Below are 25,951 nucleotides of genomic sequence, written 5' to 3' on the forward strand. Positions count from 1 at the left end.
GTAGGCTCTCGCGCGTGCCTCTCGCCCAGCGCCTGATCCTGTCCGGTCGACCCGAGCGGCGTGCCCTGTGCGTCGAGGACGGTCCGGGCGTGCTCGCGGACGGCTCGCTCGCGGTGCCCGCCGGCGCCGTGCAGGGTCTGGGCACGTACCTCAACGGCTTCCCCGCGGCGTACTGGGCGCGCTGGACGGGCGCGTCGCGGGCGGTGCTGGTCGTCGAGGGGTCGGGGGACGCCACGGTGCGGCTGCTGCGCTCGGACGTCTCCGGCCGCGCGACCGAGGTCGCGAGCGGGGCGCTCGGGGAGCCGCTGGTCGCGGACCTGGCGGGGATGGACGACGGCGGCTGGTTGTGGGCCGAGGTCGAGGCGCACGACGACGTCGTGGTGACGGCGGGGGAGTGGGACGTCGACGTGGCCCCGCGCCGCGGCGGGACGGTCGTCGTGTCGATCACGACGATGGACAAGCCGGACTTCTGCGTCGCGACCCTCGGGGTGCTCGCCGGCTCGGCGGAGCTGGCCGCCGCGGACGTCACCGTGCAGGTGATCGACCAGGGCTCGCGGAAGGTCCGCGACCACGAGGGCTTCGACGCGGTGTCCGCGGCGCTCGGGGGGCGGCTGCGCCTGGTCGAGCAGGCGAACCTCGGCGGGTCGGGCGGGTTCTCCCGGGGCATGGCCGAGGTGCTCGACGCCGGCGCGGACGCCGTGCTCATCTGCGACGACGACGTCGAGGTGGAGCCCGAGTCGATGCTGCGGGCGGTGCGGTTCCACCGTGCGGCGGTGGACCCCGTGGTGGTCGGCGGGCACATGCTCGATCTGGCGCGTCCGACCGTCCTCAACTCGTGGGCGGAGGTCGTCCACCGTCGCACCTTCAACTGGGGCCCGCCGGCGATGGACCAGCAGTGGCACGACCTGGCGGGCGGGCTGACGGCGACCCCGTGGCTGCACCGTCGCGGGGAGTCGGAGTTCAACGGCTGGTGGATGTGCCTGATCCCGGCGTCGGCGCTGCGTGAGGTGGGCCTGAGCCTGCCGCTGTTCCTCAAGTGGGACGACGCCGAGTTCGGTCTGCGTGCGGCCGCGGCGGGGATGGCGACGGTGTCGCTGCCGGGCTTCTGCCTGTGGCACGTGGCCTGGACGGAGAAGGACGACTCGGTGGAGTGGCAGGCGTACCTGCACGTGCGCAACCGCGTGATCACGGCGCTGCTGCACGCCGACGGGCCGCGGCTGCTGCCCGCCGCGCTGCTCGCGACCGATCTCAAGCTCCTGCTGGCGATGCGCTACTACCCGGTGGACCTGCACGTGCGCGCCCTGCACGAGGTGCTGGACGGCCCGGGGCGCCTGCACCGCGAGCTCGGCTCGGTGGTGGGCGCCGTCCGGGCCGTCGGCCGCAAGCACCCCGAGACGGTCCGGCACGCCGCCGGCGACCCGGTCTTCGACGCGGCCCTCGCCGCGCGACCGGCCGCGGCGAGCGCCCCCAAGCCGGCCGGGGCGCTCGCCCTCGTCGCGTTCGTCGTGCGCGGCGCGCTGCGCACCCTGCGACCGGTGGTGGCGGCGGACCGGCGTGCCCCCGCGGCCACCCTCGACCGGCAGGACGCGCCGTGGTGGGAGCTCCCGCGGCACGACTCCGTCCTCGTGCTCGACGCCGCCGGCACCACGGGGGTGTGGCTGCGCCGCGACGCCCGGACGTTCTGGCGGCTCGCGGCCGCCTCGGTGGCCGCGCACGCCCGGCTGGCGGTGCGCTGGCGGTCGGTCGCGGGCACCTGGCGCCGGGCGGCGCCGGAGCTGGTCTCCCCGGAGACCTGGCGGGCGTCCTTCGGCGCCGATCGCTCCCACTAGGATGCTCAGGATGTCCGCCCCCGTAGTGGTCGCCGTCGTCGTGTCCTACAACCGGGCCGAGCTGCTCGGTGCCGCACTCGACGCCCTCGCCGACCAGAAGCGCCCTGTCGACCGTGTCGTCGTCGTCGACAACGCGTCCACCGACGACGCCCTCCAGGTCGCGCGTACCCACCCCAGCGCCCCGCACGTGGTGGCGCTGGCTCGCAACACGGGCGGCGCCGGCGGTTTCGCCGTGGGGCTCGCGACGGGGGTCGCGGACCTCGGGGCGGACCTGGTCTGGCTGATGGACGACGACACGATCCCCACCCCGACGGCGCTGGGCGAGCTGCTCGCCGCCCGCGACGCCTACGACGGCGAGGTCACGGCGCTGGCCAGCCGGGTCGTGTGGACCGACGGCTCGGACCACCCGATGAACACGCCGCGCCGGCACCCGCGCGCCACGGCCGCGGACGTCACGCGGGCCGACGCCGCGGGCGCGATGCCGGTGCGGTCGATGTCGTTCGTGTCGATGCTGATCGACGCCCGGGCCGTGCGCCGGTCGGGTCTGCCCGTCACCGACTACTTCATCTGGAACGACGACTTCGAGTACTCGACCCGCCTCCTACGGGACCGGGTCGGGCTGTACGTGCCGGGCTCCGTCGTCGAGCACCGCACGAAGAAGCTGGGCGCGACGGACGCCGACCCCGGACCGCGCTTCTACTACGAGGTGCGCAACAAGATCTGGATGTTCTCGCGCTCGCCCGCGCTGTCGTTCAGCGAGCGGGTGCTCTACGGCGGCTCCACGGTGCGCCGCTGGGTGCGCACCTTCGTCCGCTCGCAGGACCGCGGCACGCTGGCGAAGGCCGGCACCCGTGGCCTCTGGCACGGTCTGACCAAGCACCCCCGCCCCGACACGGAGGTCCTGTCGGGCGTCGGCCCCGCCGCCCTGACGGTCGCGCGCCTCGAGGCGGGCGCGGCGCTGCCGGCACCGGTGCACGTCAACCGGATCGCGGCGGCGCCGGGCCGGTTCGTCTCGGGCGAGCCGCTCACCGACCACCGGTTCTCCGTCCTGCTGCCGGTCTACCGCGGCGACGACGCGACCCACCTGGAGCGCGGGTTCCGCTCGGTGAGCGAGGACCAGACGCTGCGCCCGGACGAGATCGTCGTGGTGCGGGACGGCCCCGTCGGCGCGGAGATCGCGGCCGTGCTCGACCGGCTGGACCAGATCACGGACGTGCCGGTGACGGTCGTGCGCCTGCCGCACAACCTGGGGCTGGCGCGCGCGCTGGAGGAGGGGCTCGCGGCGTGCCGCCACGAGATCGTCGCCCGCGCGGACGCCGACGACATCTCCCTGCCGGAGCGCTTCGCCACCCAGGTCCCGCTGGTGGCCTCGGGCTTCGACCTCGTCGGTTCGGCCATCTGCGAGTTCGAGGACGACGAGGCCGAGCGCGGCATGGTGCGCGTCCCGCCGACGGGTGCCGCGATCGCCGAGTCGGCGCGGTTCCGCGACCCGTTCAACCACCCGTCGGTCGTGTACCGGCGGTCCGCCGTCGCGGCGGTGGGCGGGTACGAGCACCTCGACCTCATGGAGGACTACCTCCTGTTCGCCCGGATGATCGCCGCGGGCGCGCACGCCGAGAACGTCACCGAACCGCTCGTGCTGTACCGGGTGGGCGCGGGAGCGTACGCCCGGCGCGGCGGGCGCCGCCTGCTCGCCTCCGAGCTCGCCCTGCAGCGCACCCTGCACTCCGAGGGCTTCGTCTCGACGCCGCAGATGGTGCGCAACGTCGTGGTGCGGGCCGGCTACCGGCTGGTCCCGCAGCGGCTGCGCCGGGCCGGCTACCAGTCCTTCACCCGCCGCCGCGGCGGCTACGTGCCCGACGACCTCTAGGAGCCAGACCAGATGAATGCCGACGTCGTCGTCGTCGGGACGGGGTTCTTCGGCCTCACCGTCGCCGAGCGCCTCGCGTCCGCGGGCCGTCGCGTCCTCATGGTGGAGCGCCGCGACCACCTCGGGGGCAACGCGTACTCCGAGGCGGAGCCCACCACGGGGATCGAGGTGCACCGGTACGGCGCGCACCTGTTCCACACCTCGAACGAGCGGGTCTGGGAGTACGTCAACCGGTTCACGGCGTTCACGGACTACCGGCACCGGGTGTACACCACGCACCGCGGCGAGGTGTACCCGATGCCGATCAACCTCGGCACGATCAACCAGTTCTTCCGGTCGTCGCACGGCCCGGAGGCGGCGCGCGCGCTCCTCGCCGAGCAGGCCGCCGAGCTGGGCGACCGCACCCCGGCGAACCTCGACGAGCAGGGCGTGCGGCTCATCGGCCGCCCGCTGTACGAGGCGTTCATCCGCGGGTATACGGCCAAGCAGTGGCAGACCGACCCCCGCGAGCTGCCGGCGTCGATCATCTCCCGCCTGCCCGTGCGCTACACGTACGACAACCGCTACTTCAACGACCGCTACGAGGGGTTGCCCGTCGACGGGTACACCGCGTGGCTGGAGCGCATGGCCGACCACCCGAACATCGAGGTGCGGCTGTCCACGGACTTCTTCGACGACGCCCAGCCGGTGAGCAAGGCGGCCGTCGTCGGCCAGGTGCCGGTGGTGTACACCGGCCCGGTGGACCGCTACTTCGACTTCGCCGAGGGCGAGCTGTCGTGGCGCACGCTCGACTTCGAGCAGGAGGTCCTCGACGTCGGCGACTTCCAGGGCACGTCGGTGATGAACTACGCGGACGAGGACACCCCGTTCACGCGCATCCTCGAGTTCCGGCACTTCCACCCCGAGCGCGACTACCCGCGCGACCGGACGGTCGTGGTGCGGGAGTTCTCGCGGTTCGCGCAGCGCACGGACGAGCCCTACTACCCGGTGAACACGCCCGAGGACCGCGAGCGCCTGCTGCGCTACCGCGAGCTCATGACCGCCGAGCCCGACGTCCACTTCGGCGGGCGCCTCGGCACGTACCAGTACCTCGACATGCACATGGCGATCGGGTCGGCCCTGTCCATGGTGGACAACCAGCTCACCGCCTGAGCGCCCGCGGCCAGCGGCCGCAGGCGGTCAGGGCACCCAGGCGCAGACGAGGTGCCCGTCACCGGCGACGGTGGTCGCCCCGGCCGCGTGCGGCACCAGGCAGGACTCGCCGCGGCGCAGGTCGACCGACCCGGCCTCGGTCCGCACCTGTGCGGTGCCGTCGAGCGCGAGCACGATGCGCGGCCCGTCCGGGGCGAGGGCGGCGGGCTCGGCCGGGTCGAGGTCGAACGTGGTGAGCGCGAACTCCTCGACGGGCGCCCGGTAGGTCGTCACGAGGCTGTGCGTGCCGACGACGGTCGCGTCCGGCCGCACGGGCGGGCGGGGGGCGAACGCGGCGCACTCGACGAGCGCGTCGGTGTCGACGTGCTTGGTGGTGAGCCCGGCGCGCAGCACGTTGTCGGACGACGCCATGATCTCCACGCCGAGGCCGGACAGGTAGGCGTGCACCTCCCCGGCGGGGACGTACATCGCCTCACCGGGCTCCAGGGAGACCCGGTTGAGCAGCAGCGACACGATCGACCCGGGGTCGCCGGGGTGCTGCTCGGCGAGCTGGAGCAGCGTCGCGTCGGCGCGCTGCGACGGCGACGCCCCGGCGCGGGCGCGCACGCCGGCGACCGTCGCCTCGACGTCCGCCGCGCACCACGCGGAGCCGCGGGCGGCGACGAGCACCTCGAGCGCGGCGCGCAGGCCGACGGCGGAGCGCGTGCGGCCGAGCGCGTCGCGCACCTGCTCGACGAGCTTGCCGTCGAGCCCGTCGAGCAGCGTGAGGACGGCGCGCGGGCTGCGGAACCCGGCGAGGCCCTCGAAGGGCGTGAGCGCGACGAGCATCTCCGGCTTGTGCTGCTCGTCGTGGAAGGAGCGGCCCGGGGCGTCCAGGGCCAGTCCGGCGCGGTTCTCCCGCTGGAACCCGGCACGGGCGGCGTGCGGGCGGGGGTGCACCTGCAGGGACAGGGCGCGGCGAGCCGCGAGGACCTTGAGCAGGTAGGGCAGGCGGGGGCCGAACCGGTCGGCGACGCGGCGGCCCAGCACGCCGTCGGGGTCCGCGGCGACGACGTCCGCGAGGGAGGTGCCGCCGGGCAGCCGGGACGGGGCGGACGGGTGCGCACCGAGCCACAGCTCGGCGGCGGGGCTGCCGTCCGACGGGATCCCGACGAGGTCCTGGATGGCCTCCAGCCCGCCCCAGTCGTAGTGCTGCACGGTGTTGTCGAGAAGGGCAGGGAGTGCCGCAGGTGCCGTATCGACATGTGATGTTCGGCGAGAGTTCATCATCTCGACATCGACCTTCCCGATGCTGGCGTGATTCGCCTCGGCGGTCGAATTCGACCGCTGTTCCACCGTGATCGTTCGGAGCACCTGTGCACGCCTTTCATTCTCTCGCCTACCTCGACGTCGAGAAGTCCGGCTCGACGTACGTGTCGCAGTTCCTGCGCGACTTCCTCGACGACGACGAGGTCGTGTTCCGCAAGCACGTCGAGGTCGAGGACCGTCTCCCCGCCGGTCGGCTGCACGTCATCTCCGTCCGTGACCCGCTCGACTCCTACCTGTCCCTGTACTCCTACGGTTGTCAGGGTAAGGGAGGGCTGTTCGGCACGATGCGGAACGCGGGGGTGGAAAACCTGTACGACGGCACCGCGGACGGGTTCGACCGCTGGCTCGACGTCGTGCTGGACCCGGCCGGCGCGCACCGCCTCAACCCCGGGTCGTACGGGCGCAGCGGCGCCGCGCCGTACACCGGGCTGCTCTCGTTCCGCGTGGCCCGGCTGTCGGGCCCCCGGGCGCTGCGCTGGATCCGCCGCGTCCGCTCCGCCGACGAGTTCGTGGCGGCCTACCGCGAGCACCACGTCGTCGACGTGGTGCTGCACAACGAGACCCTGACGCAGGACCTCGTCGCCCTGGTGGGCCGCGACGACCTGGCGTGGCGGCCGGGACGGGAGGCGGCGCTCGCCGCCCTGGCGGCCCAGGACCGGCTCAACGCCAGCTCGCGGCTCGACGCGGACGCCGGCTTCGCGGTCCCCGACGACGCGTGGGACCGGGTCGCGGCGCGGGAGCGGCTGCTCACCGAGGTGTTCGGCTACGGGGCTCACCGGACCTCCACCCGCTCCGCCAGCCAGGCGATGTCGGCGGTGTAGCGCTCGCCCAGCTCCGCGGCGGCGTCGTCGGCCAGGAACCTGGCCGGCGCGTCGTCGGCGGCGGGCCGGCGGCCCAGCGTCGCCACGGTGAACCGGTGCAGCGCCTCGCGCTCGGCGCGGTCGTCGAGCAGCGGGAGGGTGGCGAGGGCCAGGTCGGCCATCCGCTGCGTGTAGCGGGTGTTGGGGCGGTGGTCCGCGTCGACCTGGACGGCGAGGTCGGGGACGCCGAGGCGCCCGACCGCGTCGAGGAGGATCTGGCGTACCAGGGGCGTGTCCGTGGCGCGCGAGCGGTCGTAGTCGTAGACGGTGACGTTCTCCGCACCGAACGTGTCGACGAGCCGCTCCACGACGGGTCGCCACGACAGCGAGCCCGCGACGCGGTCGGCGAGCGCCTCGAACGACGAGTGGTGGCCGTGCTTGAGCTGCTGCTGGTAGGCGGACTCCAGGAACGGCCCGTAGCTGCGCACGGTGAACTGGACGTGCCGGTCGGCGTGGGCCGTCGCGCGCGCGACGGCGTCGACGTTGGGCCCGAACCGGGGGTAGAGCTCGGCCGAGCCGGGCTGGAACGCGGCTCCCACGTTCGACTCGCACGAGTAGAACAGGCCGCGCAGCCGCAGGTCGTGCCACGGCGCCTCCAGGTACGCGGCGAGGCGCTCGTCGGCGCCGTCGCGGGACGTCTCGTACCAGCCGCCGAGCGCCTCGCGGACCTCCGGCTGGCTGGTGAGCGCGGCGAGCCCGGCGCCGGAGAGCTCGGCGGCGTGCTCCCGGCACCAGGCCTGCACGGCGGTGGTGCCGGTCTTCTGCGAGCCGAGGTGCAGCACGACGCGACGCTCCCGACGGTCCGGGAGCGGCATGCCGAGGGCACGGGCGGTGCGGGCGGCGAGGCGCCGCGGGGCGGTGGGACGGGAGCTCATCGGACCTCCACGAGATCGGTCAGCCGGGCGAGGTCGGCCGCGTCGCGTGCCGCGAGGTCGTCGGCCAGGGCGGCGGGCACCGGCCACGCCGGGGTGCCGCCGGCATCGATCTCCTCCTCGACGAAGCGGCGCATCGCGACGCGGTCCGCCTGCGAGCGCAGGTGCGGCAGGATCGCGAGCGCCACCTCGGTCTGCCGTCGGGACCAGTGCGCCGGGTCGGGCGGCGCCTCGAGGTCGGCGACCGGCACGGGGGCGCCGAGCCCGCCGAGCAGCGCGGTGAGGACGTCGTGCGCGACGGCGGTCGTGGCGGCGGGGTCGCCCCCCGGGCGGGCGCGGGTGGCGTCGTGCACGACGACGCGGTCGGCGCCGAGCGCCCTGACGAGCCGCCGCACGACGGGCACCCACGACGGGTCGGTGACCGATGCCGCGAAGTCGTCGAACCGGACGAGGTGGCCGTTGCGCACGGCCTCGACCCACGCGAGGACGACGGTGCCGGCGTGGTCGCCGATGCTCACGTGGGCGCGCCAGGGGACGTCCCGCAGCGCCACGGACAGGGCGGCGACACCCGCGCGGGCGTCGGCGTGCAGCGGCCCGCCGGTGTGCCGGTAGGCGGGCCCGAGGACGGCCGCGGAGGAGAACAGGGTGCGCGGCGCGGACACGAGGTGGTCGCGCAGCAGGTCCCGGCCGCGGTCGTACCGCCACTCGAGGCCGGGCACCGCCTTGCGCAGGGCCGCGTCCGAGGTCCGGGCGGTCACGCCGGCGGCGGTGAGCGGCGCGGGGTTCGCGTCGCACCAGCGGCGCACCGTCCGGCCGGTCGCCCGGTGGGCGGACAGGTGGACCGCGACGGCGCACGCGGTGCTGCGAGCGGTCGCAGTGGACATGGCGTCTCCTTGCTCGATCGGTTCGGCTCGGTCGAGACGTTAATGCACCGGCCCCCGCAGAAATGACGTCCGTGTGGCCGGATTCTGCTGATCGGTGGCGAGGTCGACAAATGTTCATCGACGGTCCACACGATGTTCGGTGACAGTTATCGAGAAGTGGCCGATCTCGCCTCATGGGCCTCCTAGTCTCGCCGCCATGAACGAATCCGTGCTCGTCGTGGTGCCGGCCCGTGGGGGGTCCGTCGGCGTGCCGCTGAAGAACCTCCAGCAGGTCGGCGGCGGCTCGCTGGTCGCCCGCGCCGTCCGCTCCGCGCTCGCCGCGCCGTCGGTGACCGACGTCGTGGTGTCGACCGACCACGCCGAGATCGCGGTCGAGGCCGAGCGGCACGGCGCCCGCGTCGTCCGACGCCCCGCCGATCTCGCCGGGGCGGCCGCCAGCTCCGAGTCCGCCGTGCTGCACGCCCTCGACGCGGTGGCCGCCGGGTCCGGCGCCGGCGACCCCGCCGTCACCGTGCTGCTCCAGGCCACCAGCCCGTTCGTCGACCCCGGCGACCTCGACGCCGCCGTCCGCCTCGTGCTGGACGGCACTCACGACGTGGTCGTCGCCGTCGCCCCCACCCACGACTTCCAGTGGCGGCTCGACGCCGACGGGCCGGTGCCGGTGGGCCACACGACCGACCACCGGCCGCGCCGTCAGGACCGTGCCCCGCACTTCCGCGAGACCGGCGCGTTCTACGTGATGCGCACCGCGGGCCTGCGCGAGCACGGCACCCGCTTCTTCGGGTCGGTCGGCCTGCGTCCCGTCGCGGCCGAGTGGGCCGTCGAGATCGACGAGCCGCGCGACCTGTGGCTCGCCCGCACCCTGCTCGACCAGCCGGGCGGCACCGCCGTGGAGCAGATCGACGTGGACGCGCTCGTCACCGACTTCGACGGCGTCCACACCGACGACGCCGTGCACGTGGCCCAGGACGGCACGGAGTCGGTGCGCGTGCACCGCGGCGACGGCCTCGGCGTCGCCCGCCTGCGGGACGCCGGGCTGCCCCTGCTCATCTTGTCCAAGGAGCGCAACCCGGTCGTCACGGCGCGCGCCCGCAAGCTCGGCGTCGACGTCCTCCAGGGCGTCGACGACAAGGCCGGCGCCCTGCGCGACTGGCTCGCCGTGCGCCGGATCGACCCGGCGCGCGTCGCCTACGTCGGCAACGACGTCAACGACCTCCCCGCACTGCGCGTCGTCGGCTGGCCCGTGGCCGTCGCCGACGCCCATCCCGACGTCCTCGCCGCCGCGCGGGTCGTCACAGCAGCCCGCGGCGGCCACGGAGCCGTCCGCGAGGTCTGCGACCGCATCACCATCACCCATCGGAAGGATCCCGCCATGACCGCCACCCCGACCGCCCCGAACCCGGTGCAGATCGGCGAGCACGTCGTCGGCGCCGGCGAGCCCGTCTACGTCATCGGTGAGATCGGCATCAACCACAACGGTGACGTCGAGATCGCCAAGCAGCTGATCGACGTCGCCGTCGCGGCCGGCTGCCAGGCCGTGAAGTTCCAGAAGCGCACCCCGGAGATCAGCACCCCCAAGGACCAGCGGGACAAGATCCGCCAGACACCCTGGGGCGAGATGACGTACCTGGAGTACAAGTACAAGGTCGAGTTCGAGCACGAGCAGTACTCCGAGATCGACCAGTACGCCAAGGCGCAGGGCATCCAGTGGTTCGCCTCCCCGTGGGACGTCCCCTCGGTGGCGTTCCTCGAGGAGTTCGGCGTGCCGACCCACAAGATCGCCTCGGCGTCCGTGACGGACACCGACCTGCTGCGTGCGCTGGCCGACACGGGCAAGCCGCTCATCCTGTCGACCGGCATGTCGACCCTGGAGCAGATCGACGACGCCGTGGAGATCCTCGGCACCGACGGTCTCGTGCTGCTGCACGCCACCTCGACGTACCCGCTGCCCCCGGAGGAGGCGAACCTCCGCACGATCTCGACCCTCCAGGAGCGCTACGGCGTGCCCGTCGGCTACTCGGGCCACGAGACCGGCCTGCAGATCTCGCTGGCGGCCGTCGCCCTCGGTGCCGTCGCCGTCGAGCGGCACATCACCCTCGACCGTGCCATGTGGGGCTCGGACCACGCCGCGTCGCTCGAGCCCAAGGGTCTGAGCAACCTGGTGCGCGACATCCGCATCCTGCAGGACGCGCTCGGCGACGGCGTGAAGAAGGTCATGCCGGGCGAGCTCGCCCCCATGTCCCGCCTGCGCCGCATCGGCTGACGGGGACGCACGACGCATGACAGACGCGCGACCGCAGGTGTCCGTCGTCGTCCCCGCGCGGGACGCCGGCGGGCACCTGCCCGACGCCCTGGGCAGCCTGGCCCGCCAGGGGATCGCCCCGACCGACCTCGAGGTCGTCGTCGTCGACGACGGGTCGACCGACGACACGCTGGAGGTGCTGGAGGAGGCCTCCACCCGCATGCCCGGTCTGCGCTGGGTGCACCACCGCACCGCGCGCGGGGTCTCCGCCGCCCGCAACCGTGGGGTCAAGGAGTCCCGCGGACGGTGGGTGACGTTCCTCGACCCGGACGACTGGTTCTACCCGGGCCACCTGGCCCACATGCTCGCGGCGGGCGACGCCCTGGACGTCGACTTCCTCGTCTGCGACCAGGTGCAGGCCTACGGCGAGGAGCGCCGCCGGGTGCGGGCCCCCGAGGTGCGCCGCCACGTCGGCCTCGACCCGCGCACCGGCATCCTGCCGACGACCCGCTCCACGATGGTCAACTACGTGCAGGTGTCCTCCCGGTTCCTGTCCCGCCGCGTGGTGGACGACGGGCTCGCCGTGTTCGACGAGGACCTGCCCACCGCGGAGGACCGGGAGTGGGCCTGGCGCCTGCTGCTCGGCACCCGGCGGTACGCCGTCGTGGACGCCCCCGGGTACGTCTACCGCCGGCAGGTCGCGAACTCGCTGACCGACATCGGCGACGTCCGCCAGCTCGGCTTCGTCACCGCCTACGACGGGGTGCTGGACCGGCTGCGGCAGGACGCGACGCTCGCCCGCTACGAGCCGAAGGTGCTGCGGGACACGATCGCCGTCCTGCACCACCACACCAAGCGGCGGCAGGCGTACCCGGACGACGTGTGGGCGCAGCTCGTCGACCGCTCGCAGGGGCTCGTCGACCGGTTCGACCCGGCGGTGCGCGCCGAGCAGCGCGCGGCCATGGACGCGAGGCGTGCGCACGACCTCCGCAAGCAGGGGGTCCACGTATGACCGAGGTGAGCTGTCAGGTCGTCACGGCCTCGACCCTGTTCGGCGCCGCCACCGTGGTGGCGGCCTGGGACGCGGGCGTGCTGCCGCGGCGCGAACGCACCGTGCTGGTCGTCCAGCACAACGTCCCCTCGCCGGAGGCGAGCGGCGACCTCACCGAGAGCCCGGCGTTCGCCGCGATCGCCGACCGCTTCGACGCGGTCGTCGCGTGGAACGACGTCGTCGCGCCCTACCACCCCAAGCAGTGGAAGCCGCGCCCCGAGGACGTGCCGCTGTGGGAGCGGCTGCTCCGGGAGCGCTGGGGCCTCGGCGACGGCCCGCTGGAGCTCGTGGGGGAGTCGGTGGCGACCTCGCCCACCGGCGCCCTCGTCGCGATCTTCGCGTCCGCGGCCGTGTCGGTCTACGCCGACGGGCTGATGGTCTACGGCCCCACCCGGTTCGCCCTGAAGTACGAGGTGGGCGGTCGCGTCGAGCGGCTGCTGCACCTCGACCTGCTCCCCGGCGTGCGGCCCACCCTGCTCGCCGAGTGGGACGTGCCGGGCGTCGTCGTGCCGTCCGAGTCGTTCCGCAAGGTCGTCGGCGCCCTCACCGAGCACGCCGTCCTCGGTGCACCGGCCTCCGGGGCCGCGCAGGAACGCTCCGGCGTGCGGCTCGCCGACCACCTGCCCGCACCCGGGTCCTACGCGCTCGTGCTCGGCCAGTACATGGCCGCGATCGGGCTGATCAGCGTGGCCGAGGAGGCCGCGCTGCACCGCCGGATGGTGGCGCACGCCGCCGAGCGCGGCTACCGCCACGTCCTGCTCAAGCCGCACCCCTCGGCCCCCCGGCAGGGCACCGAGGAGCTCGCCGCCCACGCCCGCACCCTCGGCGTCGAGCTCGAGGTGGCACCCGCCGCCGTCCTCGCCGAGTCCCTGTTCGGCGAGTCCGCGCCGGGGCTGGTCGTGTCCTGCTTCTCCACGGCGCTGGCCACCGCGGCCGCCCTCTACGACGTCGACGTGGCCGCGGTCGGCACGGACCTCCTCCTCGACCGGCTCGAGCCGTACCCGAACTCCAACCGGGTGCCGGCCGTCGTCGTCGACGCCCTGTGGTCGGCGCAGCCGTGGAGCGGCGACGCCGCGGACCTGCAGCGGCTCGTGCGCGCCGTGTCCTACTGCCAGCAGCCGGGCCTCCTGGCCGCCCTGCGCGACGACGCCACCGGGCTGCTGCCCAACCTGGAGGACGACCGGCTGCGGCGCTGGTTCCGGCGCAAGCGCCTCACCGCGCTCGGGCTGCCCGGCGGGTTCCCCGCCCCGTGGTGGCGCTCGCACCGCCTCGTCCACCTGGGCGACGCCGTCGACAAGCGGCTCCTCGGCGGGCGGCTGCGCCGCTTCGTGCGCCGCCGCTACGCCGCCGGCGGCGACGACCTGCGCGCCGCCGTCGGCGCGATGAAGGGGAAGCTGGACGCCGATGGCTGAGAGCACCCCGGCCCTCGGCGCGGTGCGGGTCGAAGGCCGGCCCGCCCGCTGCGACGTGCGGGTCGTCGCCTGCGTCCGGGACGAGGAGGACTACCTCGAGGCGGCCGTGCGGTCCGTCCTGGCGCAGGAGCACGACGGCGACCTGCACGTCGTGCTCGCCGTCGGGCCGTCGCGCGACCGCACGGCCGAGATCGCGGCGGCGCTCGCGGCGGACGACTCCCGGGTCACGGTGCTCGACAACCCGACGGGGTCCCGCTCGATCGGGCTGAACCTCGCCATGGGCCACGACGCCCCCGGCGACGCGGAGGTCGTGCTGCGCGTCGACGGGCACACGGTCCTGCCGCCCGGCTACGTGCACCGGTGCGTCGCCCTGCTGCACGAGCGGGGCGCGGTGGCCGTCGGCGGGGTGATGTCGCCGGTCGGCCACGGCGCCGTGCAGGAGGCGGCCGCCCGCGCCATGAGCCACCCGGTCGGGATCGGCGCGGCGTCGTTCCACACGGGCGGTCGCGCGGGGCCCGCCGACACCGTCTACCTGGGGGCCTTCCGCCGGGCGGCCGTCGAGGCCGTGGGCGGGTACGACCCGTCGCTGTTCCGCGCCGAGGACTGGGAGCTGTGCCTGCGGCTGCGCCGCGCCGGTGGTGTGCTCTGGTTCGACCCGTCGCTGGTCGTCGAGTACCGGCCCCGGCGCACGCTCGCGGCCGTCGCCAAGCAGTTCTGGCGGACCGGCATGTGGCGCCGCGAGGTCGTCCGGCGCGACGCGTCGACCGCGTCCCTGCGCTACCTCGCCCCGCCCGCGCTCGTGCTGCTGCTCGGGCTGGGGCTCCTCGCCGCGGTGGTCGGGGCGCTGACCGGCGCCGCCGCCCTCGCCGTGGCCGGGTTGGCGCTCCCGGCGGCGTACCTGGTGGGCGTCGTGGTGGCCGCCGTCGTCGCGGGCGCGCGCCGGCCGCGGCTGCGGCCCGCCGCCGCGCTCGTGCTGCCCGTCGTCCTCGTCGTCATGCACGTCACCTGGGGCGCGGGGTTCGTCCGTGGTCTCACCGCGCGGGCGGCGGCCGACCACCGGGCCTGACCCCGTCCCGCGACCTGCCCAGCGAGCCCTCGCCCCGAACGGGGGCGAGGGCTCAGCGCGTCAGGCGCGCGGACACCGCGACGGGCAGCGCGGACCGCACGCGGGACCAGCCGTGGCGGGGCAGCGAGTACGGCGCGACGGGCGCGAGGCCGGGCAGCGTGCCCGACCGGGCCGCCGCCGCGAGGCGCCGCACGGTCGACCCGAGCTCGTCCCGGTCGTGCAGGTACCCGTCGGCGCACCACGCCGCGTCGGGCGTCGGGCCGCCGGACCGCAGCGCGCCGGCGACCTCGTCGAGCCGGAGCAGGCAGCCCGACGCCGCGAACGGCTCGTTGAGCAGGGCGGGACCGACCCCGAAGTCGGCGAGGAACACCGTCGGCAGGCCGCGGGCGAGGGACTCCAGCGCGGCGGTCGAGCTGACCGTGAGCAGTGCGGTGCCCGGCGTCAGGTGCTCCGCCATCGGACCGACCGCGAACGTCACCGCGCCCGCGGCGTGCCCCGGCGCCCGGGCCTGCGCCGCCCACAGCACGTCGAGCGGGTACGGCTCGTTGTGCGTCTGGCGCTCCCCGGCGCGGGCACGCAGCTTCACCACCACCTCGAAGCCCGCGCCCGCCAGCGCCGCGAGCCCGTCGAGCAGCCGCACCCGGTCCGCGCGGGAGGCCGGGACCTTCGCCTGCGCGGCGACGACGACCCGGTGCGGGACCGTGCGCCCGGCGTCCGCCGCGGGTGCGACGTCGAGGAACGGCAGCCGGGTCACCGGCAGGGCCGGGGCGCAGCCGTGGTCGGCGAAGGCCGCCCGGTAGGGCTCGACCTCCGCGGGGGCGTGCACGACGAACGCGTCCGCCCAGCGACGCCAGCCCGTGCCGTGCGCCGTGGCGGGCAGCGCCATCCCCGGCAGGCCGGTGACCAGGGCGGGCCGGTGGTGGCCCGAGGCCCGGACGACCGCGCGCGCCACTAGCTCGGCCACCGGCCCGGTGGCTGCGACCAGCACCACGTCCGGGCGGGTGTCCCGCACCCGGCGGGCGACGGCGCGCGGCCCCAGCACGGCCGGCGGCTCGAGCCCCGTCCCGGCCACGGCGGCCCGGCCCTGCGCGGACGTCGGCGCGAGCGGGGAGCGGACGACGACGGCCTCGCCGCGGGCACCGGCGTCGTCGCGCAGCCGGGCGAGGGTCCACGCGGCCCACTTGAGGTAGGAGTCGGAGTCGGCGACGGCGAGGACGGACGGACCGGTCATGCGACGCGGCGCGCCCGGTCCCGCCCCGACGCGGCGGTCGCGAGGTCCGCCGCCAGGCCGAGGTGCGCGCGCAGGCGGGGCGTCGCGCGAGAGGTCCACCAGGCTTCCGGCACCTGCTGGGCCACGACCTCGACCCCCCGCGGTCCCAGCAGCCGGGACAGCGTGATCGCGGACGTCGAGGGCAGCGACACGACGCGGCGCCCGGCCGGCAGGTCCCGCAGCCGCAGCTCGACCGGCGCGCCGGGGGCGTCCACCCGGACGCCCGGGAGCTGCTCGAACAGGGCCGTCACCAGCGGGTCGTGGCGGCGGTGCGGCAGGTACCGCACGGGACCGTCCGCGGCGAGCCCGCGCAGCCAGGCCGCGTACGCGTCGGCGTGCACGAGCCGGTCGCCCACCAGCCCGGACCCGACGACCACCGTCGGCTCGTCGATCCCGTGCCCCGCACCGCCGGCGTCCGGCCGCGAGGCGAGCCACTCGAACGAGTGCTCGCGCACCTCGACACCGATCGCGCGCAGCGCGTCCGCGCGCACCGCGTCGGCCGGGAGCATCGTGCACAGCGTCAGCCTGCCCTGCCGGGCGGCCCGCTGCAGCCGCCGTGTCGCGACCGCGCCCAGCGCCGACCGCAGCGGGCCGCCCGGGGCGGCGAGCCGCACCATCGGCTCGCCCGCCAGCAGCCGCCGGGCCACGTCCACGGTGGCGAGACCGTCGTCGACCACGACGAACCGGTCCACCCCGCTCCCGCGCACCAGCGACGACTGGAACACGCCCGAGAACGGGTCCCCGACGACGCGCACGTCCGTACCCGTCAGGGCGGCCCGCGCCGAACCCACCTCGACCTGCAGCCCGTCCGGGAGCCCGACGGCACGCACCGCGTCGACCGCCGCCCCCATCGACGGGACGTCCGCGCGGGCCACGACCCGCAGCGACGGACCGGTCAGGCCGGCGGCGTGCGCCTCGACGACGCACAGGAGCTGCAACGGGGACTCGACCAGAGCACTCACGCCGACAGGGTGACACCGGCGGGCGACGCGCCGGGGGACGGCACGTGACCTGTCGATGAACGCCCGGTGCCCGCCCGTCCCGCGCGCACCGACCCGCTCCTGGCTACGATCCCCGGGTGACCGAGCCCGACGCCGCACCCGGTGCGGCGGACCGCCCCCCGCTCGGCGGCCTCGCGACCGCCACGTGGTCGATCCCGCACGACTTCGGCGGGATGACGTCGGCGCTGCTGCGCCGCTCCCGACTCCTCGCGGCGCACCTGGGCGAGCCCGTGCGGATCCTCACGTACGCCCCGGGGCTCGACGTCCACGAGGCGCGACGTCGCCTGGAGCGGCGCGGCGACCTCGGACCCGGCGTCACCCTGCACAACGTGTGGGAGGACCTGCGCGAGCTGCCCGACGAGGCGCTGGGGCCCCGGGACGACGCCCCCGCCGGGCCTCGCGTCCGCGGGCGGCGCGCCGAGCTCGTCCGGGAGGAGCGCCTCGGCGACGACGCCACGCGCACCCTCGTCTTCCGGGGGGACCGCAGCCTGCTCGCCATCGAGGAGAGCCGCGGAGGCCGTCGCACGATCGAGACGTTCACCCGGTCCGGCCGGCCGGCGCGGTCCTGGCCCACCCGGCGCGCGTTCTGGCTCGAGCGGACCCGCGCGCTCCTGCCCGACGTGCCGACGTCCGTCGTCGTGGACAGCAAGGAGCTCATCCGGTTCTTCGCGACGCTCCGCGACGAGCCCGGGATCCGGACCCTGCAGATGGTCCACGGTGCCCACCTCGCCACCGACGCCGCGGACGCCCACGGCCAGGTGGTCGGCCGACGGGGCCGCCTGCTCGGCGCGCTGGCGGACTACGACGCGGTCGTCCTGCTCACCCCCACGCAGGAACGCGAGATCGCCGAGCGCCTCGGCCCCGGCGTGCGGACCTTCGTGGTGCCCAACAGCATCGACGTCGACGTCCCCGCCGACCTCACGGGCCGGGACCCGGCGCACGGAGTGATGCTCGCCAGCCTCGACGGTCGCAAGCGTGTCGACCACGCCGTCACGGCCGTCGACGCCGTCCGGCGCCGCACCGGCCGTCCGCTCCGCCTCGACGTCTACGGCGACGGCCCCGAGCGCGCCGCCCTCCGCCGGCTCGCGGCGAGGTCCCCGGGCGTCCGGCTGCACGGGCACGTCCCCGGTGCCGCCGCCCGGTTCGCCGAGGCGTCGTTCATGCTCCTCACCAGCAGGTCCGAGGGCATGGGTCTCGTCCTCGCCGAGGCGATGGCGCGCGGCTGCCTGCCGATCGCCTACGACGTCCGGTACGGCCCCGCCGACGTCGTCACGCACGGCGTCGACGGGTTCCTCGTCCCCGCCGGCGACACCGCGGCGCTCGCGGCGGCCGTCGAGCAGGTGACCGGCCTCGACGAGGCCGCCCTGCTGGCCATGCGGCAGGCCGCGGTGCGCTCGGCGCAGCGCTTCGACGACTCCCGTGTCGCCCGGCGGTGGGCCGAGGTGCTGACCCGGGTCGCGGCGGCCCGGCCCGCCTGAGGACCGTCCACGGCACGGACCGGTGTCCACCAGGTGGGCCGGGCGGCCGTGGCGCACCACTACGATGGCTCGGTGCCCTCGACCCCCGGACGCGACACGACCGTGGCCTTCCCCTCGGGAACCTACGCCGCCGCCACCTGGACGATCCCGACGGACTTCGGCGGGATGACCTCGGCACTGCTGCGCCGCTCGCGCACGTTCGTCGAGGAGGCCGGTGTCCCCGTCAAGGTCCTGACCTTCGACCCCCTCCTCGACCTGGGACGGGCCCGCGCGGACCTCGAGGCCGTCGGCGCGCTCGCCCCCGGGGTCACGCTGCACAACGTCTGGGCGGACCTGCGCGAATGGTCCGACGACGACGTCCGCCCGGCGGAGGGCGCACCACCGACGCCGCGGGAACGCGGCAGCGACGGAGAGCAGGTGCGGGTCGAGCCCGACGCCGAGGGTGGGCCGGACCGCTACCTGCACTTCCGTCCCGACGGCTCCCTCGCGGCCGTGGACGAGCGCACCGACGACGGGCGGCGCATCACGCTGTACACGCGCGACGGCCGGGAGGGCCGGTCGTGGAGCTCCGTCTACTCGGTCTACCGCGCGTGGATCGGCCGTGTCCTGCCCGACCGCCCCGCCTACGTCGTCGTGGACTCCAAGACGATGACGAAGTTCTTCGCGGTGCTCCAGCGGCCCACCGTCTACACGGCGCAGGTCGTCCACGGCGCGCACCTCGCGGCGAAGGCCAAGGACGCGCACGGGCCCCTCACCCTCGCGCGCACGCCGCTCATGGAGAACCTGGACGCCTTCGACGCCGTCGTCTTCCTCACCGAGGGGCAGCGGCGCGACGTGATCGAGCGGGTCGGCCCGCGGGACAACACCGCCGTGGTGCCCAACAGCACCGAGCTGCCCGCCGCGCCGGCGACGCTGGGGCCGCGTCCGCCGCACGGCGTGATGCTCGCCGGGCTCACCGGTCGCAAGCGGGTCCCGCAGGCGCTGCGCGGGTTCCGCCTCGCCGCCGAGGCCACGGGCCTGCCGTTGCGGCTCGACGTGTACGGGGACGGCCCGGAGCGCGCCCGCCTGGAGGGGCTCGCCTCCGACGTGCCCGGCGCGACCCTGCACGGCTACGTCCGGGGCGCCGCCGAACGCTTCTCCGAGGCGTCGTTCATGCTGCTCACCAGCCGTGCCGAGGGCCTGCCGCTCGTGTTCGCCGAGGCCATGGCGCGTGGGTGCGTCCCCATCGCCTACGACATCCGGTACGGCCCTGCCGACATCATCACCGACGGCGTGGACGGGTTCCTCGTGCCCGACGGGGACGTCGACGCCCTCGCCCTGGCGATCGAGAAGTTCGTCCGCCTCGACGACGAGGCCGTCGCCCGGATGCGGGCCGCCGCGATCGCGACGGCCCAGGGCTACTCGGCGACCGCCGTCGTCGGCCGCTGGGCCGAGGTGTTCGCCGACATGACGCGTCGTCGCCCGGTCCACGTCGAGCGGCCGGGCCGGGGGCAGCAGGTCGTCCGCCGCCTGGCCGGTATGCTGCGACGCGCCCCTCGCTGAGACCGTCACAGGAGTTCCATGCCTGCCGCACCCCGGGGCGCCACCTGGCGCCGTCAGATCCGCTCGGCGGGCGGACAGGTCATCCGCCGCCTCGGGATGCTGCCCGCCGGCACCCCGGACGGCCACGGGGAGGACGCCGCCCTGCTCGGGACCTCCTGGCCGTACGAGGTGCTCGTCTACTTCGCCGACACCGCCGAGGCGCTGTACCAGATCGAGCAGTGGTACGACACGTTCCGCGCGCTGCACGCCGAGCACCCGCTGGTGGTGGTGACCCGCGACTCCCGCACGGCCGCGGCGATCCGCCGCGACTCGGGGCTCGACGTCCGCACGGTCGCGCACTACACGACGCTCGACGACGTCCTGCGCCGGTCGCCCACGAAGCTCGCGCTGTACGTCAACCACAACCCCGAGAACTTCACGTGCCTGCGGTTCGGCAACCTCGTGCACGCGTCCCTCATGCACGGCGACAGCGACAAGCTCGTCACGGTGTCGAACCAGACCAAGGCGTACGACTTCTCGTTCGTCGCCGGCCGGGCCGCCGTCGAGCGGATGGCGCGGTTCAGCACGCTCTACGACGCCGAGGCCCGCTGCGTGCCCGTGGGAAGGCCTCAGCTCGACGAGCAGCTCCGCCTGCGGGAGCAGACGCCCCGCGGACCGCTGCCGACCGTCCTGTACGCCCCGACCTGGGAGGGCGGCCAGCCGTCCGCCGAGTACGGGTCCCTGGTCAGCCACGGCCTCGCGGTCGTGCGCGCGCTGGTGACGTCCGGCCGCTACCGGGTCGTCTACCGGCCGCACCCGCTGACCGGCGTGCGGGACGCCGCGTACGGGGAGGCCGACGCCGCCGTGCGCCACTACCTCGCCGAGGCGCCGGTCCCCGCCGAGGGGCCGGGCCACGCGACCGACACCGCCGGCGACGTCGGCCCGGCGTTCGCGGGCGCCGACCTGCTCGTGTGCGACGTGTCCGGCGTGGCGATGGACTGGCTGGCCACCGGTGAGCCGATCGTCGTCACCCGGCCCACCGGCCAGGTGACGATCGCCCGCAGCCCCCTGCTGGAGCTGGCGCCCGCGCTGACCGTCGACGACCTCGACGACGTCCTCGCGCTGGTCGACCGCGAGCTCGGCGACGACCCGACGCGGGCCGAGCGACTGCGCCTGCGCGAGCACTACCTGGGCGACACGTCCCCGGGCGCCGCCACCCGCCGCTTCGTCGAGGCGTGCGAGCGGCTGATGGCCGTGCGCGACCGCGAGGTGGCGCGGGTCAACGCCGAGCTGGGTCGCTGATCAGCACGTCGCGGCGGTCGGTGGCCGAGACCATGAGGTCGAGGAACCGGCGGCTGCTCTCGCCGCGCGCGAACCCGAAGTAGTGGTCCCGCAGCGCCGCCCGCGCCTCGTGGTGCGGGTCGGCGGCGAGGTTGGCGCCGAGGATCGCGGCGACGTCGCCCACCGAACCGGCGTCGACCACGTCGGTGGCCGCCGCGATCGGCGCGTCCGCGAGGAGCCGCGCCCGGTCGGTGCGGCGGTCGGTCAGCACCATCGGCGCGTCCGGGCGCAGGTAGAGGAAGTCGAGCCCGACGGACGAGATGTCGGTCACCAGCAGGTCGACGCCCTCGAACACGCCCAGGACGTCCGCCGCCAGGGGCATGACGTGCCCGGCGGACGCCTGCGCGGAGAGCAGCCGCTGGATCTCCTGATGGGCGGCCGCGACCGGCTTGTCGTCCGTCGTCAGGACGCGGGGGTGCGGCTTGTAGACCACCCGGACGTCGTCGCGCGCGAGCAGCGCGCGCACGATCGCGACGCCGTACCGGTCGAGCGACGTGTAGTTGTTGGCGTCGTCCTCGCCGGACCAGGTGGGCGCGTACAGGACGGTCCGGCGTCCCGTGACGGGCCCGAGCACGGGCGCGACGTCGAGGTCGAGCTGCGGGCGGCCGCACACGACGAGCCGGTCGAGGTCGAAGTCGATGAGCGCCCGGCGGTGACGCTCGACGGCGGCCTGGCCGGCGACGACGACGTGGTCGTACGCCTTCACCTGGTTGGACACCATGGAGATCTTGTCCGACTCACCGTGGTTGACGTGCACGTGCAGGGCGTCCTGGTAGATGAGCGACTGGAAGTTCCGCATGCTGTTGTTGACGTAGACGATCGTCTTGGTGCCGAGCCGGCCGTAGGCGGGGCGCAGGCCGTCCAGCTTGCGGACGAAGACGACGGGCAGGTCGGTGAGGTCGCGCAGCGCCGCGGTCGTGCCCCAGTGCCGGGTGACGATCGCCACGGGCCGGTGCTCCGCCACCTGTGCCAGGACGGGGAGCCACTGCTGGACCTGGTAGACCAGGTCGGGCGGGTCGGCGAAGTAGACGGCGACGGGGTGCGGCGTCAGGGCCGGGAGGTCGGGGTCGAGCAGCGGCGGCTCACCCACCATGGTCTCGCGGACGAGGCGGTTGGCGACGTTCCCGACGCCGAGCAGGATCTGTCCGAGGCGGACCTTCCCGCGCTCGACGATCGACGGCTTCGGCGGGCTGACGTGCGACAAACCGATCCTTCCTCCGGACGGACCCGTGCGGGCACCCGCACGAGAGCACCCCGAGTATTCCACGGCAGGCGCGGGATTCCCGCCAACGTGCCGCTGTAGGATCGATGCGGCCGGACGGCCGGGGGCACCACTTCGAAGGGCAGGTAGAAACGCGTCGTGACCACCGACATCACCGCTGGTTCCACCTCGGGTGGACGCGGGAAGGCGGGGCCCGAGAAGCGGTCCGCCGCGCCGGAGCCACCCGAGCCGATCGTCCCCACGGGGACCTCGGCAGATCGCCGCGAGCTCGCCGAGCGCTACGGGCTCACCCAGATGGGTGTGCGCCCGCCGCTGTGGGCGTACATCAAGGACGTCACGTCACGCTGGGCGTTCGTCCGTGTGCTCGGGACGGCGTCGGCCTACGCGCGGAACCAGAACAACTACCTGGGCCAGCTCTGGGCGGTCCTCAACCCGGTGCTCAACGCGACCGTCTACGTGCTGATCTTCGGGATCATCCTGCAGACCAGCCGCGGTGTGGAGAACACCATCGCGTTCATCGTGATCGGCGTCTTCCTCTTCCGGTTCGTCGAGCAGTCGGTCAACGGCGGTGCCGGGTCGATCGCGAAACGCACGAACCTCATCCGTTCGCTGCACTTCCCGCGCGCGGTCCTGCCGCTGTCGAACGTCATGTCCCACCTGGCCTCGCTCGTCCCGGCGCTCGTGGTGATGTGCCTCATCGTGCTGGGCTCCGGGCTCCTGCCCAAGTACGACCCGGTGCCGGTGACGTGGGAGTGGTTGCTCCTGGTGCCGGCGGTCGCGCTCCTGTGGGTGTTCAACATGGGCCTGGCGTTCATCATGGCGCGGGTCGTGGCCATCACCCCCGACCTCGACAACGTCATCTCGTTCGTCCTGCGCTTCGCGATGTACGGCTCCGGCGTCATCTTCCCCGTCGTGCACTACGTGGAGCGGCTCCCCGAGTCCGTGCAGTCGTGGCTCGCGCCCCTCATGGAGTTCCAGCCGATCTCGGTCTACCTCTACCTGGGGCGCTCGTCGCTCATGGACGAGCCGGCGTTCGTCCAGGAGCCGATCATGTGGGTCCTGGGCGTGGTCTGGGCCGTGGTCTTCTTCGTGGCGGGCTTCATCATCTTCTGGCACGGCGAGGAGAGGTACGGACGTGACTGACGACGTGGCAGAGGCCGACGCCCACCTGGACTTCGACATGGAGGTCGAGGAGGACGACAAGGGTCAGCGCGCCCAGGAGATCCCGCTGGGCGACCCCTGCCTCGTGGTCGACGACCTGCACATCGTGTTCCGGGTGTTCGGCGGGCGCAGCCGTGACCGGGCGAAGCGTTCCGGCGCGACCGTGAAGGACGCCACGGTGAAGCGCAAGGGCTTCGTCAAGCGGCTCCTGGGCGCGGGGCAGCAGCACGTGGGTGCGGTGAGCGAGGTGCACGCCGTGCGCGGGGTGTCCTTCACCGCGCGGCACGGCGAGTCCATCGGCATCGTCGGCATCAACGGGTCGGGGAAGTCGACGCTGCTGCGCGCGATCACCGGCCTCATCCCGCCGCACCGCGGCGCCGTCTACGTGGACGGCAAGCCGGCCCTGCTCGGCGTCAACGCGGCGCTCATGCCGCAGATGACCGGGGCGAAGAACATCGAGATCGGTGGTCTCGCGCTCGGCATGACGCCCAAGCAGATCGACGAGAAGTTCGACGAGGTCGTGGAGTTCGCCAACATCGGCGACTTCGTCGACCTGCCGATGAAGACGTACTCCTCCGGGATGGCGGCCCGGCTGCGGTTCGCGATCAGCTCGGCCGCGGTCCCGGACATCCTCATGGTCGACGAGGCCCTGGCGACCGGTGACGCGGCGTTCAAGTCGCGCTCGAAGGCGAGGATCGAGGAGGTCCGCCAGCAGGCGGGCACCGTGTTCCTCGTGAGCCACTCGCTGTCGACCATCGAGGCCATGTGCACCCGGGTGCTCTGGATGCACCAGGGCAGGCTGGTCATGGACGGGCCGGTCGAGGAGGTGGCGCGCGCCTACGGCGACTTCGTGCGGGCGCACCGCAACGCGGGCACCGGTGGGCGCGCGGGCGGCAGGCAGCGTCGCCGCAACCGGAACAACGAGGAGCTGGCCGACTGACGCCCGCACCGGGAGCGTGACAGGGGCCGTACCGCCGCAGCGGTACGGCCCCTGTCGTCGGAGCGGCCCGTCGGGGCCGGTCCGGCTACAGCACGGCGCGCACCTGCGCGACGGCGTCGGCCACGGACACCTGGGAGGTGTCGATCACCAGGTCGGCGTCGTCGGGCGACTCGTAGGGTGAGGAGATGCCGGTGAACTCGGCGATCTCCCCGCGGCGCGCCTTGGCGTAGAACCCCTTGCGGTCGCGGGCCTCGCACACCTCCAGCGGCGTGGACACGTGCACGAGCACGAAGCGACCGGCCGCCTCGGCCAGCGCGCGGACCTTCGCGCGGCCCGACGCGAACGGGGCGATGGGCGCCGCGACCGCGACGCCGCCGTGGTGGGCGACGAGCGAGGCGACGTAGCCGATGCGCTCGACGTTCAGCTCGCGGGACGCCTTGTCGAAGCCGAGGCCCTTGGACAGGTGCTGGCGCACCTCGTCGCCGTCGAGCAGGGTGGTGCGCACGCCCTCGTCGTCGAGCTCGGCGGCGAGCGCCCGGGCGACCGTCGACTTGCCGGAGCCGGACAGCCCGGTGAAGAACACCACCGTGCCGGTGCGTCGCGCGTGCGCGGCGGCGTCGGCGACCTCGCGGGCGACGTCCGGCGGGTAGAGCCGCTCGACGGCGTCGGTCCAGACGGTGCCGAGCGCGGCGACCGCCTCCTGGACCTCTGCGGGGCGGGCGTCGGCGAGGCGGGTGACACGGTTCGCGCCGTGGGCCCGGGCCGCGTCCGCGGTCAGCGGGCCGTGGGCCCAGGGCACGACGACGGCGTCGACGCGGGGGGCGCCGGCGGCCAGGGCGGCGTCGCGGACCTGCGTGGCCACGCGGGCGAGCCCGGGGCCGCCGAGGGCTCCGGCGGCGGGGGAGCGGCGCGCGACGGGCGCGAGCACCAGCACGGCGGCGGCACCCGGGACGAGGCCGGGCAAGGCCCCGAGCTCGGCGGTGGTCGGCGCCTCGTCCACGACCACGGCCAGGACGTCGCCGTCGGGCCCGACGGCGCGGCGGACGTCGGTGGCGACGTCGCGGGCGGCCCGGCGCAGCGCCGGGTCCCAGTGCGGTCCGGCTGCGCGGGCGAGCGGCTTCACGGGGGTGGCCGAGCCGCCGTCGAGCACCGCCAGCGGGGTGTTCTCCGCGTCGGTGAGGGTGACGGGCCCGCCGTCCCCCGCCGTCAGGGCGGGCGTGGTGGTGCCGCCGCCGAGGTGGAGCTCGAGCGCGTCGAGCTCGTCGTCGGTGAGGACGTGCGTGGTCTCGGGGAGGTTCACGGGGTGTCGGGGTCCTTCGTCGGGGCGGCGGGGAGGGCAGGGTTCGCGCCGGCGTCGCGGCCGTCCTGGTCGGCACCTGCGGAGGGACGTGCGGCCGCGCTCGGACGGCGGATGAGCACGCTGGCACGCATGGACGGAATGGTAGCCTCAGCCGGGTTCCCGATGACCCCG

The 25,951-nt window shown here is 74.8% G+C and carries 21 protein-coding genes and 1 pseudogene; 14 read left to right on the forward strand and 8 right to left on the reverse strand.

Features of this window, described 5'->3' with window-relative positions; all coding sequences use genetic code 11:
- Nucleotides 1-14 precede the first annotated feature (14 nt).
- The 3 genes from I598_RS16475 to glf are packed head-to-tail and all read left to right on the forward strand — an operon-like array spanning nt 15 to nt 4,851.
- Nucleotides 15-1,829 carry a glycosyltransferase gene (locus tag I598_RS16475; protein ID WP_068204256.1) on the forward strand — a complete coding sequence of 605 codons (1,815 nt, stop codon included), beginning with the start codon at nt 15-17 and terminating at the stop codon, nt 1,827-1,829.
- 10 nt (nt 1,830-1,839) lie between these two features.
- On the forward strand, nt 1,840-3,699 hold the full coding sequence (locus I598_RS16480; protein ID WP_068205388.1) for a glycosyltransferase: 1,860 nt from the start codon (nt 1,840-1,842) through the stop codon (nt 3,697-3,699).
- Nucleotides 3,700-3,711: 12 nt separating this feature from the next.
- Nucleotides 3,712-4,851 carry a UDP-galactopyranose mutase gene (gene glf, locus I598_RS16485; protein WP_068204258.1) on the forward strand — a complete coding sequence of 380 codons (1,140 nt, stop codon included), beginning with the start codon at nt 3,712-3,714 and terminating at the stop codon, nt 4,849-4,851.
- A 27-nt stretch (nt 4,852-4,878) separates the two neighbouring features.
- Here glf and manA read toward each other — a convergent pair whose 3' ends face one another.
- On the reverse strand, nt 4,879-6,048 hold the full coding sequence (gene manA / locus I598_RS16490; RefSeq protein ID WP_068204259.1) for a mannose-6-phosphate isomerase, class I: 1,170 nt from the start codon (nt 6,046-6,048) through the stop codon (nt 4,879-4,881).
- A 158-nt stretch (nt 6,049-6,206) separates the two neighbouring features.
- Between manA and I598_RS16495 the strand changes: the two genes are divergently transcribed.
- The gene (locus tag I598_RS16495; RefSeq protein WP_068204261.1) at nt 6,207-6,980 is read left to right on the forward strand and encodes a hypothetical protein; all 774 of its coding nucleotides are present in this window, start codon (nt 6,207-6,209) and stop codon (nt 6,978-6,980) included.
- Here I598_RS16495 and I598_RS16500 read toward each other — a convergent pair.
- Nucleotides 6,932-7,894 (reverse strand): hypothetical protein, encoded by a 963-nt coding sequence (locus I598_RS16500; RefSeq protein ID WP_068204263.1) that lies wholly within the window; start codon nt 7,892-7,894, stop codon nt 6,932-6,934. The two genes, I598_RS16495 and I598_RS16500, sit on opposite strands and share 49 nt — an antisense overlap.
- Entirely contained in the window at nt 7,891-8,775 is an 885-nt protein-coding gene (locus I598_RS16505; RefSeq protein WP_068204265.1) for a hypothetical protein, read from the reverse strand. Before I598_RS16505 ends, I598_RS16500 begins: the two co-directional genes overlap by 4 nt.
- Nucleotides 8,776-8,971: 196 nt before the next feature.
- Here I598_RS16505 and I598_RS17950 point away from each other — a divergent pair.
- From I598_RS17950 to I598_RS16525, 5 genes and pseudogenes are all read left to right on the forward strand, one after another.
- Nucleotides 8,972-10,018, forward strand: a pseudogene (locus I598_RS17950) (cytidylyltransferase domain-containing protein); the annotation flags it as partial.
- Nucleotides 10,019-10,147: 129 nt separating this feature from the next.
- The gene (locus I598_RS17955; RefSeq protein WP_068205389.1) at nt 10,148-11,038 is read left to right on the forward strand and encodes an N-acetylneuraminate synthase family protein; all 891 of its coding nucleotides are present in this window, start codon (nt 10,148-10,150) and stop codon (nt 11,036-11,038) included.
- Nucleotides 11,039-11,054: 16 nt separating this feature from the next.
- The gene (locus tag I598_RS16515) at nt 11,055-12,029 is read left to right on the forward strand and encodes a glycosyltransferase family 2 protein (protein WP_068204268.1); all 975 of its coding nucleotides are present in this window, start codon (nt 11,055-11,057) and stop codon (nt 12,027-12,029) included.
- Nucleotides 12,026-13,480, forward strand: a complete 1,455-nt coding sequence (locus I598_RS16520) for a polysialyltransferase family glycosyltransferase (protein WP_068204270.1) — start codon at nt 12,026-12,028, stop codon at nt 13,478-13,480. The genes I598_RS16515 and I598_RS16520 overlap by 4 nt, the downstream gene beginning before the upstream one ends.
- Nucleotides 13,473-14,546 carry a glycosyltransferase gene (locus I598_RS16525; RefSeq protein ID WP_083973438.1) on the forward strand — a complete coding sequence of 358 codons (1,074 nt, stop codon included), beginning with the start codon at nt 13,473-13,475 and terminating at the stop codon, nt 14,544-14,546. Before I598_RS16520 ends, I598_RS16525 begins: the two co-directional genes overlap by 8 nt.
- A 52-nt stretch (nt 14,547-14,598) precedes the next feature.
- Here I598_RS16525 and I598_RS16530 read toward each other — a convergent pair whose 3' ends face one another.
- Together I598_RS16530 and I598_RS16535 are read right to left on the reverse strand one after the other, a co-directional pair.
- Nucleotides 14,599-15,777 carry a DUF6716 putative glycosyltransferase gene (locus tag I598_RS16530; protein ID WP_157557279.1) on the reverse strand — a complete coding sequence of 393 codons (1,179 nt, stop codon included), beginning with the start codon at nt 15,775-15,777 and terminating at the stop codon, nt 14,599-14,601.
- A complete protein-coding gene (locus tag I598_RS16535) occupies nt 15,774-16,778 on the reverse strand; it encodes a hypothetical protein (RefSeq protein WP_157557280.1) in 1,005 nt (334 codons plus the stop codon). Before I598_RS16535 ends, I598_RS16530 begins: the two co-directional genes overlap by 4 nt.
- 116 nt (nt 16,779-16,894) lie before the next feature.
- Between I598_RS16535 and I598_RS16540 the strand changes: the two genes are divergently transcribed.
- The 3 genes from I598_RS16540 to I598_RS16550 all read left to right on the forward strand — a co-directional run bounded on the left by I598_RS16540 (nt 16,895) and on the right by I598_RS16550 (nt 21,118).
- The gene (locus I598_RS16540; RefSeq protein WP_068204276.1) at nt 16,895-18,295 is read left to right on the forward strand and encodes a glycosyltransferase; all 1,401 of its coding nucleotides are present in this window, start codon (nt 16,895-16,897) and stop codon (nt 18,293-18,295) included.
- A gap of 72 nt (nt 18,296-18,367) precedes the next feature.
- On the forward strand, nt 18,368-19,837 hold the full coding sequence (locus I598_RS16545; RefSeq protein WP_157557281.1) for a glycosyltransferase: 1,470 nt from the start codon (nt 18,368-18,370) through the stop codon (nt 19,835-19,837).
- An 18-nt stretch (nt 19,838-19,855) separates the two neighbouring features.
- A complete protein-coding gene (locus tag I598_RS16550; protein ID WP_068204279.1) occupies nt 19,856-21,118 on the forward strand; it encodes a CDP-glycerol glycerophosphotransferase family protein in 1,263 nt (420 codons plus the stop codon).
- Here I598_RS16550 and I598_RS16555 read toward each other — a convergent pair.
- Nucleotides 21,096-22,361, reverse strand: coding sequence for a CDP-glycerol glycerophosphotransferase family protein (locus I598_RS16555; RefSeq protein ID WP_068204280.1), 1,266 nt, complete (start codon nt 22,359-22,361; stop codon nt 21,096-21,098). The two genes, I598_RS16550 and I598_RS16555, sit on opposite strands and share 23 nt — an antisense overlap.
- A gap of 156 nt (nt 22,362-22,517) precedes the next feature.
- Here I598_RS16555 and I598_RS16560 point away from each other — a divergent pair, with 156 nt between their 5' ends.
- Complete coding sequence (locus tag I598_RS16560) at nt 22,518-23,522, forward strand: ABC transporter permease (protein ID WP_232314206.1); 1,005 nt, start codon at nt 22,518-22,520, stop codon at nt 23,520-23,522.
- Nucleotides 23,515-24,480, forward strand: coding sequence for an ABC transporter ATP-binding protein (locus I598_RS16565; RefSeq protein WP_418268501.1), 966 nt, complete (start codon nt 23,515-23,517; stop codon nt 24,478-24,480). Before I598_RS16560 ends, I598_RS16565 begins: the two co-directional genes overlap by 8 nt.
- 85 nt (nt 24,481-24,565) lie before the next feature.
- Here the strand turns inward: I598_RS16565 and cysC are convergent, their stop codons facing one another.
- Together cysC and I598_RS18270 are read right to left on the reverse strand one after the other, a co-directional pair.
- Nucleotides 24,566-25,780 (reverse strand): adenylyl-sulfate kinase, encoded by a 1,215-nt coding sequence (cysC, locus tag I598_RS16570; RefSeq protein ID WP_068204282.1) that lies wholly within the window; start codon nt 25,778-25,780, stop codon nt 24,566-24,568.
- Entirely contained in the window at nt 25,777-25,911 is a 135-nt protein-coding gene (locus tag I598_RS18270) for a hypothetical protein (protein ID WP_257722472.1), read from the reverse strand. The genes cysC and I598_RS18270 overlap by 4 nt, the downstream gene beginning before the upstream one ends.
- Nucleotides 25,912-25,951 lie beyond the last annotated feature (40 nt).

Origin of the sequence: Isoptericola dokdonensis DS-3, assembly GCF_001636295.1 — a bacterium.
Classification (GTDB): Bacteria; Actinomycetota; Actinomycetes; order Actinomycetales; family Cellulomonadaceae; genus Isoptericola; species Isoptericola dokdonensis.

What these genes read in the sequence shown, in the direction of transcription:
- I598_RS16550 (WP_068204279.1), top strand. Translation starts at nt 19,856, where the DNA reads ATGCCTGCCGCACCCCGGGGCGCCACCTGGCGCCGTCAGATCCGCTCG.
- glf (WP_068204258.1), top strand. Translation starts at nt 3,712, where the DNA reads ATGAATGCCGACGTCGTCGTCGTCGGGACGGGGTTCTTCGGCCTCACC.
- I598_RS16515 (WP_068204268.1), top strand. Translation starts at nt 11,055, where the DNA reads ATGACAGACGCGCGACCGCAGGTGTCCGTCGTCGTCCCCGCGCGGGAC.
- I598_RS16480 (WP_068205388.1), top strand. Translation starts at nt 1,840, where the DNA reads ATGTCCGCCCCCGTAGTGGTCGCCGTCGTCGTGTCCTACAACCGGGCC.
- I598_RS17955 (WP_068205389.1), top strand. Translation starts at nt 10,148, where the DNA reads ATGACCGCCACCCCGACCGCCCCGAACCCGGTGCAGATCGGCGAGCAC.
- I598_RS16520 (WP_068204270.1), top strand. Translation starts at nt 12,026, where the DNA reads ATGACCGAGGTGAGCTGTCAGGTCGTCACGGCCTCGACCCTGTTCGGC.
- I598_RS16500 (WP_068204263.1), bottom strand. Translation starts at nt 7,894, where the DNA reads ATGAGCTCCCGTCCCACCGCCCCGCGGCGCCTCGCCGCCCGCACCGCC.
- I598_RS16525 (WP_083973438.1), top strand. Translation starts at nt 13,473, where the DNA reads ATGGCTGAGAGCACCCCGGCCCTCGGCGCGGTGCGGGTCGAAGGCCGG.
- I598_RS16505 (WP_068204265.1), bottom strand. Translation starts at nt 8,775, where the DNA reads ATGTCCACTGCGACCGCTCGCAGCACCGCGTGCGCCGTCGCGGTCCAC.
- I598_RS16530 (WP_157557279.1), bottom strand. Translation starts at nt 15,777, where the DNA reads ATGACCGGTCCGTCCGTCCTCGCCGTCGCCGACTCCGACTCCTACCTC.
- I598_RS18270 (WP_257722472.1), bottom strand. Translation starts at nt 25,911, where the DNA reads ATGCGTGCCAGCGTGCTCATCCGCCGTCCGAGCGCGGCCGCACGTCCC.